The sequence below is a fragment of the Amycolatopsis sp. BJA-103 genome, from assembly GCF_002849735.1.
Taxonomy (GTDB): Bacteria; Actinomycetota; Actinomycetes; order Mycobacteriales; family Pseudonocardiaceae; genus Amycolatopsis.
Genome location: NZ_CP017780.1, coordinates 1,146,814 through 1,160,763 on the forward strand (window position 1 = coordinate 1,146,814; position 13,950 = coordinate 1,160,763).

Consider the following 13,950-nt stretch of genomic DNA (forward strand, 5'->3'; position numbering starts at 1 on the left):
CCTCACAGATGGTGGGCGAAGGATTCGTACGGCGCGTCGGGTTCGCCGGTCGGTGCGAAATGGCCGATGTTCTCCAGCGACGTCCACCATTCGTCCCGGGGTTTCCAGGCGGCGCGCACGCGCATGCCCATCCGGACGTCGGCGGCGTCGCAGCCGAGGACGAGGTGCAGGAACGCGATGTCCGCGCCGTCGAGCAGGATGTACGCCGCCACGTACGGCGGTTTGATCTTCTGGCCGAGGAACGGCACGTTCACGATGCAGAACGTGGTGACGATGCCGGTGTCGGGCAGCTCGACCTCGTCGGTGGTCGGGACACCGTCGGTCGGACAGGCGCCGCGTGGCGGGATGTAGACCTTCTCGCACGACGGGCAGCGCTGGCCGATCAGCTTTCCTTCGGCGAGCCCGCGCAGGTACCGGCTTTCCTCCGGCGACGCGGAATGCTCGTACTTCAGGTGGATCGGCGTGATCACCACGCTGACGGGCGCGCCGTCTTCGCGTTTCGCGACCGGCGGTGGCGCCTCGGTGGGCTCGGTGTCGGAGCCGTCGGCGGGGACGAAGTAAGCGATGTCCCTGATGTGGCCGACGGTCTCCTCGGCCCACCGGATGCGCACTCGCTGTCCGGTGTGGATGCCCGAAGGGCTGCCCGCGTCGACGGCGTGCAGGATCGAGGTGTCCGCGCCGTCGAGTTTGACCAGCGCCCACGCGAACGGCCGCGACAACGGCTGGCCGTCGAGCGGTTCGGCGATCCAGGACCAGGACACGATCTCGCCCTCGGAGGCGACCGGTACGAATTCGGACAGCGCTTCGGCGGTCACGGGGTCGTATTCCAGCGGCGGCACGTGGACGCGGCCGTCGCTGCCCCGGACGCCTTCGACACGGCGCTCGCGCAGGGCGTTGACGAACCGGCCGAGTACCGGGCCGACCGAACGCGTGTAGTCGAAGCCCACGTTGAGCGGGGCCGACAGCGGGAGTTCAGGTGCGCTCACAGTCTGAGTGAAACACGTTCTCGAAATTCCGGCAAGATCGGCCTTCTGGGCCTTGCTGGCGGTTGCTCTTGAGTGGAACGCGTTCTAGATTTGCCCGTATGTCAACTGCTACGGGGACACTTGGGATCTGGAACATCGCCGCGCAGGAGCCGGAGCGGGTCGCGCTCGTCGACCCCGACGGCCGCTCGATCGGCTACGGAGACCTGGCCGCGAAAGCGAACGCGTACGCCCGGGGCCTGCAGGCCCTCGGGCTCGAAGCCGGCGACGTGGTCGTCGTCCTGCAGCCCAACGGCGACGAACTCGTGGCGGCCTACTTCGCCGCCATCCAGTCCGGTCTGTACATCGTGGTGGTCAACTGGCACCTGGTCGGACCCGAGGTCGCCTACATCCTTTCCGACAGCGGCGCCAAGGCGTTCCTCGCGCACGAACGGTTCGCCGACGTCGCGATCGCCGCCGCCGACGAGGCGGGGATCGCCGAACGCGGCCGGTTCGCCGTCGGTGACGTCCCGGGATTCCGGCGGATCGAGGAACTGGGCTCAGGCGAAGGCGACGGACGTCCGGAGCGGCGTACGGCGGGCTCGCCGATGCTCTACACGTCCGGGACCACGGGACGGCCCAAGGGCGTCCGGCGGCCGCTGTCCGGTGCGGACCCCGACTCCGTTCCCGGCGCGTCGACGTGGTTCTTCGGGATCTTCGGGCTGGCGCCGCACGACGACCACGTGCACCTGTGCGGGTCGCCGCTCTATCACACCGCGGTGCTCAACTTCGTCGCGATTTCCCTGCAGCTGGGCCATACGGCGGTGCTGATGGACCGCTGGGACGCCGAGGACATGTTGCGGCTGATCGAGCGGCACCGCGTCACGCACAGCCACATGGTCCCGACCCAGTTCCGCCGCCTGCTCGGGCTGCCGGACGACGTCCGCGCGGCCCACGACCTGAGTTCGCTGCGCGTGATGATCCACGGCGCCGCGCCGTGTCCACTGGAGGTCAAACGCCGGATGCTGGACTGGTGGGGGCCGGTCGTCACCGAGTACTACGCGGCCACCGAAGGCGGCGGAACGGCGATCTCGGGTGAGGAATGGCTGAAAAAGCCGGGTTCGGTGGGGCTGCCGTGGCCGGGGTCGACGATCAAGATCCTCGACGACGAGGGCACGGAACTGCCCGCCGGCGAGACCGGCACGGTGTACATGAAGATGGGCGACTCGAAGTTCGAGTACCACAAGGACCGGGCGAAGACGGACAAGGCGCGGGTCGGGGACCTGTTCACCCTCGGCGACGTCGGGCATCTCGACGAAGACGGCTATCTCTTCCTGCACGACCGCAAGGCGGATCTGATCATCTCGGGCGGGGTCAACGTCTACCCGGCGGAGATCGAGGGCGAACTGGTGATGCACCCGAAGATCGCCGACGTCGCGGTGTTCGGCGTCCCGCACGAGGACTGGGGCGAGGCGATCAAGGCCGTCGTGCAGCCCGCGGACGGTGTCGAACCCTCCGAGGAGCTGACCGCGGAGATCCTCGAGTACGCGGCCGCCCGGCTGGCGAAGTTCAAGCTCCCGCGTTCGGTCGACTACTTGCCCGAACTCCCGCGAGACCCGAACGGGAAGCTCTACAAGCGCAAGCTCCGCGACCCCTACTGGGAGGGTCACCGCGCCCCCTGACCCCGGGGGGTCAGCGGCCCCGGAAGACGGGCTTGCGCTTCTCGGCGAAGGCGCGGGGGCCTTCCTTCGCGTCTTCGCTCGCGAAGACCTCGATGCCGTACTGGGCGTCGAGCTTGAAGGCCTCTTCCTCGTGCATGCCCTCGGTGTCGCGCAGGGTCTTGAGGATCGCGCGGACGGCGAGCGGCCCGTTCGCGGCGATCAGGCCCGCCAGCTCCATGGCCTTGTCCAGCGCCTTCCCGTCCGGGACGACGTGCCCGATCAGGCCGATCTCCAGCGCCTCACTCGCCTTGATGTGGCGTCCGGTCAGCAGCAGGTCGGCGGCGACGGTGTACGGGATCTGGCGGGGGAGCCGGACGGCCGAACCGCCCATCGGGAACAGGCTCCACCGCGCCTCGGACACGCCGAACTTCGCGCTCTCGCCCGCGACGCGCAGGTCCGTACCCTGCAGGATCTCCGTCCCACCCGCGATCGCCGGGCCTTCGACGGCCGCGATCAACGGTTTCGTCAGCCGTCGCCCCTTGAGCAGGCCCTCGATCCGGCTGGGGTCGAACGTGCCCTTCTCGAACGAGTCGCTCGGCGAGTTCTTCGACATCGACTTCAGGTCCGCGCCCGCGCAGAACGCGCCGCCCGCGCCGGTGAGCACACAGCAGCGGACGTCGTCGTCCTCGTCGACCCGGTTCCACGCCTCGACCATGATCCCGAGCATCTCGCCGCTGAGCGCGTTGCGGGCCTCCGGCCGGTTCATGGTGACCACGAGGGTGTGGTCGATCTTTTCCACCAGTGCGTGCGGTTCGCCCACCGGGACCTCCGTCAAAAGAGCGGCCATTGCCCAGAACGATAACATGTTCTACTTTGAGCGAGTGGCACTCAACATCGCGGATCTACTCGAGCACGCCGTCGACGCCGTGCCGGAGCGCATCGCGGTCGTCTGCGGCGATCGGCGGGTCACCTTCGCCGAACTGGAAGAGCGCGCCAACCGGCTGGCGCATCACCTCGCGGCACACGGCGTGGGACCTGGATCCCACATCGGTGTCTATTCCCGGAACTCGATCGAAGCCCTGGAATCGATGATCGCCGCGTACAAGCTGCGCGCGATCGCGGTCAACGTCAACTACCGCTACGTCCACGGCGAACTGCGGTACCTGTTCGACAACGCCGACCTCGTGGCGCTGGTCCACGAGCGGCAGTACTCGGACAAGGTCGCCGCCGTCCTGCCGGAAACCCCCAAACTGAAACACGTTGTCGTTGTCGACGACGGAAGCGACGGCGACTGCTCGTCCTACGGTGGTGTGGACTACGAAGCCGCGCTCGCCGAAGGCTCACCCGAGCGCGACTTCGCCGAGCGCAGCGCCGACGACATCTACATCCTCTACACCGGCGGGACCACCGGGTACCCGAAGGGCGTCCTGTGGCGCCACGAGGACATCTGGCGCGCACTCGGCGGCGGCATCAACTTCGTCACCGGCGAGTACGTCCCCGACGAATGGACGCTCGCGGAACAGGGCAAGTCGGGCAGCCTGGTCCGGCTCCCGGCGGCGCCGCTGATCCACGGCGCCGCGCAGTGGGCCGCGTTCGGCGCGCTGTTCACCGGCAGCCCGGTGGTGTTCGTCCCGCGGTTCGACGCGCACGAAGTCTGGAAAGCCGTGCAGGACAACAAGGTCCAGGTGCTCACGATCGTCGGCGACGCGATGGCGCGGCCGCTGATCGACGCCTACCGCGAGGGCGACTACGACGCGTCGTCGATCGTCGCGGTGTCGAGTCACGCCGCCCTGTTCTCCCAGTCGGTGAAGCAGGAATTCCTGGCGATGCTCCCGCACGTGGTGATCACCGACGCGATCGGCTCCTCCGAAAGCGGGTTCACCGGCATCGGCATGGTCAGCAAGGACAGCGACCATTCCGCCGGCCCCCGCGTCAACTTCGGCAAGGACGCCATCCTGGTGGACGACGACGGCGCGCTCGTCGATCCGGAACCGGGGGCGATCGGGCTGATCGCCCGGCGCGGGCACGTTCCCCTCGGGTACTACAAGGATCCCGCGAAGACCGAGAAGATCTTCGTCGAGATCGACGGCAAGCGGTACGTCGTCCCGGGTGATTACGCGCGCTACGAGGAAGACCTCACGGTGACCCTGCTCGGCAGGGGATCACAGTGCGTGAACACCGGCGGCGAGAAGGTGTATCCGGAAGAAGTCGAGGGTGCGCTCAAATCGCATCCGGACGTCTTCGACGCGCTCGTCATCGGCATCCCCGACGACCGGCTCGGCCAGCGGGTGGCCGCGGTGATCCAGCCGCGGACCGGCAAGGAGCTGGACTTCGCCGCGCTCGAAGCACACGTGCGGGGCGAGATCGCCGGGTACAAGGTGCCGCGCAGCCTGTGGCTCGCCGAGGAGATCGGGCGGTCGCCCAGCGGGAAACCGGACTATCCCTGGGCTCAGCGCTACGCGACCGAACACGAGCCCGTCACCATCCAACCGGCGTAAGGAGTTTCATGCGCACCTCTCTGTGCGACCGGCTCGGGATCGACCTGCCGATCGTCGGGTTCACCCCGTCCGAACACGTCGCCGCGGCGATCAGCCGGGCGGGCGGGCTGGGCGTGCTGGGCTGCGTGCGGTTCAACGACGCCGCCGAACTCGACGCCGTCCTGTCCTGGATGGACGAGAACACCGGCGGCAAACCGTACGGCGTCGACATCGTGATGCCCGCCAAGATCCCGGCCGAAGGGACGTCGATCGATCTCGCGAAGCACATCCCGCAGGGGCATCGCGACTTCGTGGAGCGGACGCTGCAGGATCTCGCGGTGCCGCCGCTGCCGGACGACACCGACGAACGCGCGGGAGTGCTGGGCTGGCTGCATTCGGTCGCCCGGTCGCATGTCGAGGTCGCGCTGAAACACCCCATCCGGTTGATCGCCAACGCCTTGGGCTCGCCGCCGGTGGACGTCATCGAGCAGTGTCACGCGAAGGGTGTGCCGGTCGCGGCGTTGGCGGGCAAGGCCGAGCACGCCGTCCGGCACGTCGAGAACGGCGTCGACATCGTTGTGGCGCAAGGTTATGAGGCGGGCGGGCACACCGGCGAGATCGCGTCGATGGTGCTGCTGCCCGAAGTGGCCGACGCCGTCGGTGACCGCGTGCCGGTGCTCGCCGCCGGCGGGATCGGCTCGGGCAGGCAGGTCGCGGCGGCGCTCGCGCTGGGCGCGTCCGGGGTGTGGATGGGCTCCTTCTGGCTCGCCACCGAGGAGTACCTCCAGACGATGGGGGAGTCCGAGGCGATGCAGCGCGCGCTGGTCGCGGCGGGCTCGTCCGACACCGTCCGGACGCGGATCTACACCGGCAAACCGGCTCGGCTGCTCAAAACGCGGTGGACCGAGGCGTGGGCCTCGCCCGACGCGCCCGAACCGCTGCCGATGCCCTTGCAGAACCTGCTGGTCTCCCACGCGCACAACCGGATCCACCACGCGGCGGATCCGAGTGTGGTCTCGATGCCGGTCGGCCAGATCGTCGGGCGGATGGACCGGGTGCGCCCGGTCGCCGACGTGATCTCGGAACTGGTCTCGGGATACGAGGAAGCACTGTCGCGTTTGGACAAGACCCGCTGAAGCGAAAGAGAAGGTCCCCTCCACCACGTCGTTGTGGTGAAGGGGACCTTCAGTGCATGCCGTGCGTCGAAGCTACAACCCGGCGGCCGCGTTCTTGATCGCGGTCGCGAAGGTGCTCACCTCGGCGTAGACGCCGGGAGCGCGCGGCCGCGCGCAGCCCTCGCCCCAGCTGACGATGCCGACCTGGATCCAGGCGTTGGCGCTGTCACGACGGAACATCGGGCCGCCCGAGTCACCCTGGCAGGTGTCGACGCCGCCGGAGTTGACGTTGCCCGCGCAGATCTCGGCGCTGTCGATCAGGTCGGCGTAGCTGCCGCCCTGCGCCTTGCAGGTCGCGTCCGAGACGAACGGGACGGTGGCCTTGAGCAGGTAACGCTGCTGCGCCCCGCCCTCGGACGCGGCACCCCAGCCCGCGACGGTGAACGTACCGCTGTTGTAGGCCGTCGTGGTGGCGATCGGCAGCGTCGCGATCCCGGTGACCGGGCTCGCGAGCTTGATCAGGGCCCAGTCACCACCGGTGGAGGTGGGGTAGGTCGGTGACCGGTGCACGTAGGTCGACTTGACCTTCTTGGCCGAGCCGCTCTGCAGGTCCACCACGCCGAGGGTGGCGGTGATGCTCGTGTTGGCCCCGGTCCGCGACACACAGTGCGCGGCGGTCAGCACGATCTGCGAGGTGTAGAGCGCACCGCCGCAGCCCATGGAAAGCCGTACCATCCAGGGGAATTCGCCCTGAGCGGCTCGGGTGCCACCGACCACGTCGGTGGACGGCGGCTGAGCGGCCGCGGCTTGCGGAGCCGTGGCGAGACCCGCCAGGGTTCCGGCCGCCGCGACGGCGATCAGGGTCTTTTTGAGCAGGCTGAACCGACGCTTGATGTCCAAGGGTTCATTCCTTCCGGCTGTCCACAGTGGAGGCAGGGAGACTGACTGCGGCCAACTGACTACAGCAGGTCGCCCGATGCCGGGACAACCGACTTTCTTCGGATCTTTGGGCCGATGATGGTGATTAACGGACGTTCGTCGCGTACTGCCGACGAATGGCCTAGGCCGGAGTGCCTAGTGCCCCTACTCCGGAGCCGGCGAGCGCCGGAACCGCCGGAAGGCTGAACGTGGGCACGGACGGTCACCTCGATCCGGGCCCGGTCCGCGTGGCGGGCGCTCCGCCGAACGAGGTGCCCGTTTCGTCCACGAGTGTGAGCGTGGCATGAACACTTCGTTCGGGTCAGTACAGGTCAGGTGAATTCGGCCTAGGATCTGGACAGTGAGAACACGTTCACCGAAAGCCCATCCATCTGCCGACGGCCCGGTGCGGGACGGTATTCCCGAACACGGCCGCATTCCCCGCTATTACGCGGTCAAAGTCGATCTGCTCGACGTGATCTCCGAATTGGGGCAAGGAGCGGCACTTCCCACCGAAAGGGAACTATCCGAACGTTTCGAGGTTTCCCGCGCGACGGTCCGCCAGGCCGTCGGTGAGCTCGTGCTCGAAGGCCGTCTCAGCAGGCGGCAGGGGAGCGGCACCTATGTCGCGGGCCCCAAGCTCGTCCAGCCGCTCGCTTTGGTGAGTTACACCGAAGGACTCAGGAGGCAGGGCATTCAGCCGGGCCGGAACCTGATCTCACTGGAACGCCGGGAGGCTGGTCCGTCGCTCGCTTCGGAACTGGAAATCGATCCCGACGACGACGTCATCCACATCGAACGGGTGCTGCTCGCCGACGACGAGCGGGTCGGGCTGGAATCGACCTATCTCACCGCCGCGCGATTCCCGACCCTGATGGATGTGTTCGATCCCACACAGTCGCTCTACGCGTGTTTGCGGGAAAGGCTCGGCGTGGTGTTCGACGGCGCCGAGGAGCGGGTCGAGACCGTGCTCGCCACCCCTCGGGAGGCGCTGCTGATCGGGACGAATCCGGCACTGCCGATGCTGCTGATGCACCGGACCTCCTGGGGGACCGACGGCGTCCCCTTCGAGCGCGTCCGGTCGCTTTTCCGGGGTGACCGCCTTTCGTTCGAGACCCGCTTGGGCCGCGTGGAGTGACCCCTTCGCGCATTTAGTCCTCCGGATGCGGTGCTTGCACTTTCAACGACCGCAAGCAGAGGACTACACACGGTGAAATGTAACGCTAAGATAACAGGTCTGGTCCACATTTCGGGGGTACTTCACCTGGGGTTAGGACTGCGGTCACGGAGCGTTGGTGCGGGCAGGCGAGCGTCTGCGGGGTGCGAATCCTCATCATCGGCGGCGGAGTGCTCGGCACTCAGCACGCCTGGCAGGCCGTCGAACGCGGTCACGACGTCGTCCAGATCGAACGCGAGCCCGAGGCCCGGGGCGCGTCCGTCCGCAACTTCGGGCTGGTCTGGGTCGGCGGCCGCGCCACCGGCCCCGAACTGGAGACGGCCGCCCGGGCGCGAGTGCTGTGGGAGCGCATCGGTGACCGCGTCCCGGGGATCGGCTTCCGGCCGAACGGCTCCCTCACCGTCGTCCGCACGGAGGCGGAACTCGCCGTCGCCCAGGCCGCGGCGGCGAGCACGGAGGACCGCGGCTTCAAGCTGCTCGACGCCGCGCAAACCCGCGAACTGAACCCGGCCCTGCGCGGCGACCTCCTCGGCGCGCTCTGGTGCGATCGCGACGCCGCCGTCGAACCGCGCGTCGCCCAGCCTGCCTTGCGCGCCGAACTGGAGAAATCCGGCCGCTACACCTGGGTGCCCGGCCGCGAGATCCGCGACCTGACCACCCGTGGTGTCGTCGACGACACGGGCGAGACCCACGAAAGCGACGTCGTCGTGCTGTGCACCGGCGCCTGGACCGGTGGCCTGGTCAAGGAGCTCGCCGGGCAGACCCCGGTCCGCCGGGTGCGGCTGCAGATGGCCCAGACCGAGCCACTCGGTGAAACCCTCACCACCACGGTCGCCGACGCGGACAGCTTCCGGTACTACCCGGCGTACCGCGGCGCCGCGCTCGACAGCCTCAACGGCGGGCAGCCGCAGGGTGAGATCGCCGCCGCCAACGCCATGCAGTTGCTCATGGTCCAGCGCCTCGACGGCTCGCTGACCATCGGCGACACGCACGAGTACGACGAGCCGTTCTCCTTCGACACCACCGAAGACCCGTACGACCACCTGGCCGAGGTCGCCGGGGCGCTGCTCGGACGGCCGCTCCCGCGGATCGCCCGGCGCTGGGCCGGGGTCTACGCCCAGACCACCGACACCTCCCGGATCGTCCACCGCGCCCGCGTCGCGGACAACGCGTGGCTCGTCACCGGACCCGGCGGCCGGGGCATGACCTGCTCGCCCGCCATCGCCGAAGACACCGCCGAGGAGCTGTCGTGGTGAACACCGAACTCGTCGTCCTGGACATGGCCGGGACCACCGTCGCCGACGACGGCCTGGTGATCCGCGCCTTCACCGAGGCGATCGCCGCCGCGGGAGTGTCCGAAAAGGACAGCCGGTACCCCGGGATGCTCGACTACGTCGTCGAAACCATGGGGCAGTCCAAGATCGTCGTCTTCCGTGCCCTGCTCGACGGGGACGAGGAACTCGCCCGGCGCGCGAACACCGCCTTCCAGGACGCCTACGGGAAGCTCGTCGCCGACGGCCACTGCGAGCCGATCCCCGGCGCCGAGGACACGATCCAGGAGCTCCGCGCCCAAGGGGTGAAGGTCGCGCTCACCACCGGTTTCGCCGCGAGCACGCAGAACGCGATCCTGGACGCGCTGGGCTGGCACGGCCTCGCCGACGCCGTGCTGGCGCCGGGTGAAGGCGTCCGTGGACGCCCGTTCCCCGACCTCGTCCTCGCGGCCGCGCTGCGGCTCGAAATCACCGACGTCCGCCGGGTCGCCGTCGCCGGCGACACCCCGTCGGACGTCCAGACCGGGCTCCGGTCCGGCGCCTCGCTCGTCGCCGGCGTGCTCACCGGATCGGCGAAGAAGCCGGAGCTGGAAGCCGCCGGTGCCACCCACGTCCTCGCATCCGTCCGCGACCTCCCCACCCTGCTGTCCTAAAAGGAGCTTTGACGACATGAAGAAACTCGCGGCCGCCGCCCTCGCCGGGCTGCTCACGATCACCCTGGCCGCCTGTGGTGGCACCGCCGGAGGCGCGTCCGGCGACCAGACCGTCACGCTGTACACAGTGGACGGTCTCGAAGACTGGTACGCGCAGCGCATCGAGGAGTTCAAGGCCAAGACCGGCATCACCGTCCAGGCGGTGACCGCCGGATCGGGCGAGGTCGCCTCCCGGGTGGAGAAGGAGAAGGCCAACACCCAGGCCGACATCCTGGTCACCCTTCCGCCGTTCATCCAGCGGGCCGCGTCGCAGGGCCTGCTCGCCACCACGGCGCCGTCCGGGATCGACCAGGTCCCCGCCGGGCAGAAGGACGGCCAGGGCCGCTACTTCGCCATCATGAACAACTACCTCAGCTTCATCCGCAACCCGCAGGCCTCGCCCAAGACCTGGGACGACCTGCTCGCGCCCGCGCTCAAGGGCAAGCTCCAGTACTCGACCCCCGGCGAGGCGGGTGACGGCACCGCCGTACTGCTGCAGCTGCAGCACGTCCTCGGCGAGCAGGGCGCGCTCGAGTACCTCGCGAAACTCGAAGCCAACAACGTCGGCCCGTCGTCCTCCACCGGCAAGCTGCAGCCGAAGGTGGCCAAGGCCGAGATCCTGGTGGCCAACGGCGACGTGCAGATGAACCTCGCTTCGATCGAGAAGAGCGGCGGTTTCGAGATCTTCTTCCCCGCCGACGCGCAGGGCAAGCGGTCCACGTTCGCGCTCCCGTACTACGCCGGTCTCGTGAACAACGCCCCGCACGCGGAGAACGCCAAGAAGTTCCTGGACTTCCTGCTCTCGCCGGAGGTGCAGGGCAAGGCCGTGGACGCCTTCGGTGCCCCGTCGCGGACCGACGTCACGCCGTCCGGGCCGCGGGCGGACAAGGTGAAGGCCGCGCTCGACGGCGTCGAGATCTGGCAGCCGGACTGGAACACCGTCCTCGCGAAGCTCGACACCGACCTCGCCGCGTACAAGAAGGCCGTCGGCCGATGACCCCGGCGGTCGAGTTCCGCGGGGTGTCCGTCCGCTTCGGACAGACGACCGCGCTCTCGCCACTGGATCTCACCGTGGCGAGAGGGGAGACGCTGGCGATGCTCGGGCCGTCCGGCTCCGGCAAGTCGACGGCCCTGAAGGCGCTCGCGGGCTTCGTCGTGCCGAGCACCGGCCGGGTCCTGCTCGACGGTGAGGACGTCACCGAGCTGCCGCCGCACCGGCGCGGCCTCGGGGTGGTCGTCCAGAGTTACGCGCTGTTCCCGCACATGCGGGTCGAGGCCAACGTCGCTTTCGGGCTCAAGGCGAGGAAAACACCTCGCGCCGAGACGGCGAGCAGGGTCACCGAGGCACTGGAACTGGTCGGGATGGGCAAGTACGCCCGGCGCTATCCGCGTGAGCTTTCGGGCGGGCAGCAGCAGCGGGTCGCCCTCGCGCGGGCACTGGCCATCCGGCCGCGGGTGCTGCTGCTCGACGAGCCGCTGTCCGCGTTGGACGCCGCCCTGCGCGAGGACATGGTCGCGGAACTGCTGCGGCTGCGGGCCGAACTGCCCGACACCACGCTGATCTACGTCACCCACGACCAGGGTGAGGCGCTGGCGCTGGCCGATCGGATCGCCGTCATGCGCGATTCGAAACTGGTCGAACTCGGGCCGAGCCGCGAGCTCTACCAGCGTCCTTCGACCGAATTCACCGCGAGCTTCCTCGGCGCGTCCAACCTCATCCCGGTCGAGCTGATCCAGACCGACGGCACCCGCGTCCGGCTCGGTGATCGCGAACTGGCGGCCGACCCGTCCGGCCCGATCCGGGCGGGGCAGCCCGTCGCGCTGGGCGTGCGGCCCCACCGGATCGGGATCACCGCGGTGGACGCCCCCGGCGCGCTGCCCGCGGTGCTGCGCGGTGTCCAGTGGCGTGGCACGGGCTTCCGGCTCGACCTCGAACTCGCGCACAACGGGGACGAGGTCCGGGCCGAGGTGCCCGACGTCGAGGGGCTGCCGGGCGTGGGGGAGAAGGTCGGAGTGTCCATTCCGGACGGTTGCCCGCTGGTGGGTATCGGATGACCCGTCGCGGTTGGCTCCTGCTGCCACCGGTGCTCGTCCTGCTCGGCTTCTTCGGCTACCCGCTGGTGCTGGTCGTCCTCCAGTCCCTGGAATCGAAGACCGGCGAGTTCGGGTTGTCGGTGTGGCTGGACGTCCTCGGCTCGGCGGAATTCCGGGACGCCGCCTGGAAGACCGTCGCGCTCGCGCTCGGCGCCACCGCGGGTTGCGTCGTGCTCGGGACGTTCCTCGCGCTGGTGATCGCGTTCGTGCCGTTCCCCGGCGCGCGCACGCTTTCGCGGCTGGTGGACACCGTGCTGGCGTTCCCGTCGTTCCTCATAGCGCTCGCGTTCACCTTCATCTACGGCAGCGCGGGGATCCTGGGCGCGGGCGGGTTCCTGTACTCGCCGTTCGGGATCCTGCTGGCGGAGATCACCTTCTACACGCCGTTCGTGATGCGGCCGGCGCTCGCCGCGTTCGGCCAGGTCTCCTCGGCGCAGATGGAGGTCGCGGCGAGTCTCGGCGCGAAACCCGGCCGCGTGCTGGGCAGGGTGATCCTCCCGGAGGCCTTGCCGTCCCTGGCTTCCGGCGCCTGCCTGACCATGCTGCTGGCGATGAACGAGTTCGGCATCGTGCTGTTCCTCGGCGCCAAGGACGTCACGACGCTGCCGATGCTGGTCTACGGCAAGGGGATCGTGACGTTCGACTTCCCGCAGGCTTGTGTCATCGCGGTGGTCAACGTCGTGTTCTCCCTCGCCCTGTACGGAACCTACCGGCGACTGACGAAGGGAGGCCCTCGTGCTGCTGTGGACCAGGCGTAGCCGAGTCCTGCTGTGGGTGGTGTTCGCGGTGCTGTTCACCGCGATCGTGCTGGCGCCGCTGCTGATGATCGTGCTGGCGTCGGTCGCCGGGAACTGGACGGGACTGCTGCCGGGCGCGCTCACCGGCTCGCATTTCGCGCAGGCGCTGTCCGGGGAGACCTTCGCGAGTCTCTCGGTGAGCATCCAGACCGGCGTCATCGCTTCGGTGGTCTCGGTCGCGCTGGGGACGTGGGCCGCGCTCGCGGCACAGTCCGCGCCGACGAAGGTGCGGAAGGCCGTCGACACCCTGTTCCACCTGCCGATCGCGGTGCCGTCGGTGGTGCTGGGGCTGGCGTTGCTGGTCGCGTTCAGCCGTCCGCCGCTGGCCTTCAACGGCACACGCTGGATCGTGCTGCTGGGGCACCTGATGATCCTGCTGCCGTTCTCCTACAGCACGGTCTCCGCCGCGATCGCGCGGATGGACCCGTTGCTGGCGCAGGCGGCGGCGAGCCTCGGCGCGGGGCCGGTCCGTGTGCTGCTGCGGGTGCGGCTCCCGGTGCTGCTGCCGTCGATCTCGGCTTCGGCGAGCCTCGCGCTGGCGATGTCGATGGGCGAACTGGGCGCGACGATGATGCTGTACCCGCCGGACTGGCGCACCCTGCCCGCCGGCATCTTCGCGCTCACGGACCGGGGGCAGGTGTTCCTCGCGTCGGCGAGCACGGTGCTGCTGCTGGCCGTCACGCTCGCCGGGGTGGTGATCCTCGGACTGGCCCGCGGCCGCGCGGCACAGCGGTGAACGAACAGCGGTGATGCAACCGTTCACCCGGTTCGTTCCGTCCAGCGGCC

The 13,950-nt window shown here is 69.1% G+C and carries 13 protein-coding genes; 10 read left to right on the top strand and 3 right to left on the bottom strand.

Annotation, left to right across the window (positions count from 1 at the left end; all coding sequences use genetic code 11):
- Positions 1-2: 2 nt before the first annotated feature.
- On the bottom strand, positions 3-986 hold the full coding sequence (locus tag BKN51_RS05340; RefSeq protein WP_101606560.1) for a Zn-ribbon domain-containing OB-fold protein: 984 nt from the start codon (positions 984-986) through the stop codon (positions 3-5).
- A gap of 98 nt (positions 987-1,084) precedes the next feature.
- On the opposite strand from BKN51_RS05340, the gene BKN51_RS05345 reads away from it, so the two are divergent.
- Positions 1,085-2,644, top strand: coding sequence for an acyl-CoA synthetase (locus tag BKN51_RS05345; RefSeq protein ID WP_101606561.1), 1,560 nt, complete (start codon positions 1,085-1,087; stop codon positions 2,642-2,644).
- Between the two features lie 10 nt (positions 2,645-2,654).
- Here the strand turns inward: BKN51_RS05345 and BKN51_RS05350 are convergent, their stop codons facing one another.
- Positions 2,655-3,443, bottom strand: a complete 789-nt coding sequence (locus tag BKN51_RS05350) for a crotonase/enoyl-CoA hydratase family protein (protein ID WP_101613057.1) — start codon at positions 3,441-3,443, stop codon at positions 2,655-2,657.
- Between the two features lie 61 nt (positions 3,444-3,504).
- Here BKN51_RS05350 and BKN51_RS05355 point away from each other — a divergent pair, with 61 nt between their 5' ends.
- Together BKN51_RS05355 and BKN51_RS05360 are read left to right on the top strand one after the other, a co-directional pair.
- Positions 3,505-5,121 (top strand): acyl-CoA synthetase, encoded by a 1,617-nt coding sequence (locus BKN51_RS05355; RefSeq protein WP_199193128.1) that lies wholly within the window; start codon positions 3,505-3,507, stop codon positions 5,119-5,121.
- Between the two features lie 8 nt (positions 5,122-5,129).
- A complete protein-coding gene (locus tag BKN51_RS05360; protein WP_101606563.1) occupies positions 5,130-6,236 on the top strand; it encodes an NAD(P)H-dependent flavin oxidoreductase in 1,107 nt (368 codons plus the stop codon).
- 72 nt (positions 6,237-6,308) lie between these two features.
- Here the strand turns inward: BKN51_RS05360 and BKN51_RS05365 are convergent, their stop codons facing one another.
- Positions 6,309-7,115 (bottom strand): S1 family peptidase, encoded by an 807-nt coding sequence (locus BKN51_RS05365; RefSeq protein WP_101606564.1) that lies wholly within the window; start codon positions 7,113-7,115, stop codon positions 6,309-6,311.
- Between the two features lie 379 nt (positions 7,116-7,494).
- Between BKN51_RS05365 and BKN51_RS05370 the strand changes: the two genes are divergently transcribed.
- The 7 genes from BKN51_RS05370 to BKN51_RS05400 all read left to right on the top strand — a co-directional run bounded on the left by BKN51_RS05370 (position 7,495) and on the right by BKN51_RS05400 (position 13,900).
- Complete coding sequence (locus tag BKN51_RS05370) at positions 7,495-8,271, top strand: GntR family transcriptional regulator (protein ID WP_101606565.1); 777 nt, start codon at positions 7,495-7,497, stop codon at positions 8,269-8,271.
- Between the two features lie 182 nt (positions 8,272-8,453).
- The gene (locus BKN51_RS05375; RefSeq protein ID WP_101606566.1) at positions 8,454-9,566 is read left to right on the top strand and encodes a TIGR03364 family FAD-dependent oxidoreductase; all 1,113 of its coding nucleotides are present in this window, start codon (positions 8,454-8,456) and stop codon (positions 9,564-9,566) included.
- Positions 9,560-10,234, top strand: a complete 675-nt coding sequence (locus BKN51_RS05380; RefSeq protein ID WP_101606567.1) for a phosphonatase-like hydrolase — start codon at positions 9,560-9,562, stop codon at positions 10,232-10,234. The genes BKN51_RS05375 and BKN51_RS05380 overlap by 7 nt, the downstream gene beginning before the upstream one ends.
- A 16-nt stretch (positions 10,235-10,250) precedes the next feature.
- Positions 10,251-11,270: a 2-aminoethylphosphonate ABC transporter substrate-binding protein gene (locus tag BKN51_RS05385; protein ID WP_101606568.1), complete on the top strand. Its 1,020-nt coding sequence runs from the start codon at positions 10,251-10,253 to the stop codon at positions 11,268-11,270.
- On the top strand, positions 11,267-12,328 hold the full coding sequence (locus BKN51_RS05390) for an ABC transporter ATP-binding protein (RefSeq protein WP_101606569.1): 1,062 nt from the start codon (positions 11,267-11,269) through the stop codon (positions 12,326-12,328). The genes BKN51_RS05385 and BKN51_RS05390 overlap by 4 nt, the downstream gene beginning before the upstream one ends.
- A complete protein-coding gene (locus BKN51_RS05395) occupies positions 12,325-13,125 on the top strand; it encodes a 2-aminoethylphosphonate ABC transporter permease subunit (RefSeq protein ID WP_101606570.1) in 801 nt (266 codons plus the stop codon). Before BKN51_RS05390 ends, BKN51_RS05395 begins: the two co-directional genes overlap by 4 nt.
- The gene (locus BKN51_RS05400) at positions 13,103-13,900 is read left to right on the top strand and encodes an ABC transporter permease (RefSeq protein ID WP_101606571.1); all 798 of its coding nucleotides are present in this window, start codon (positions 13,103-13,105) and stop codon (positions 13,898-13,900) included. The genes BKN51_RS05395 and BKN51_RS05400 overlap by 23 nt, the downstream gene beginning before the upstream one ends.
- Positions 13,901-13,950 lie beyond the last annotated feature (50 nt).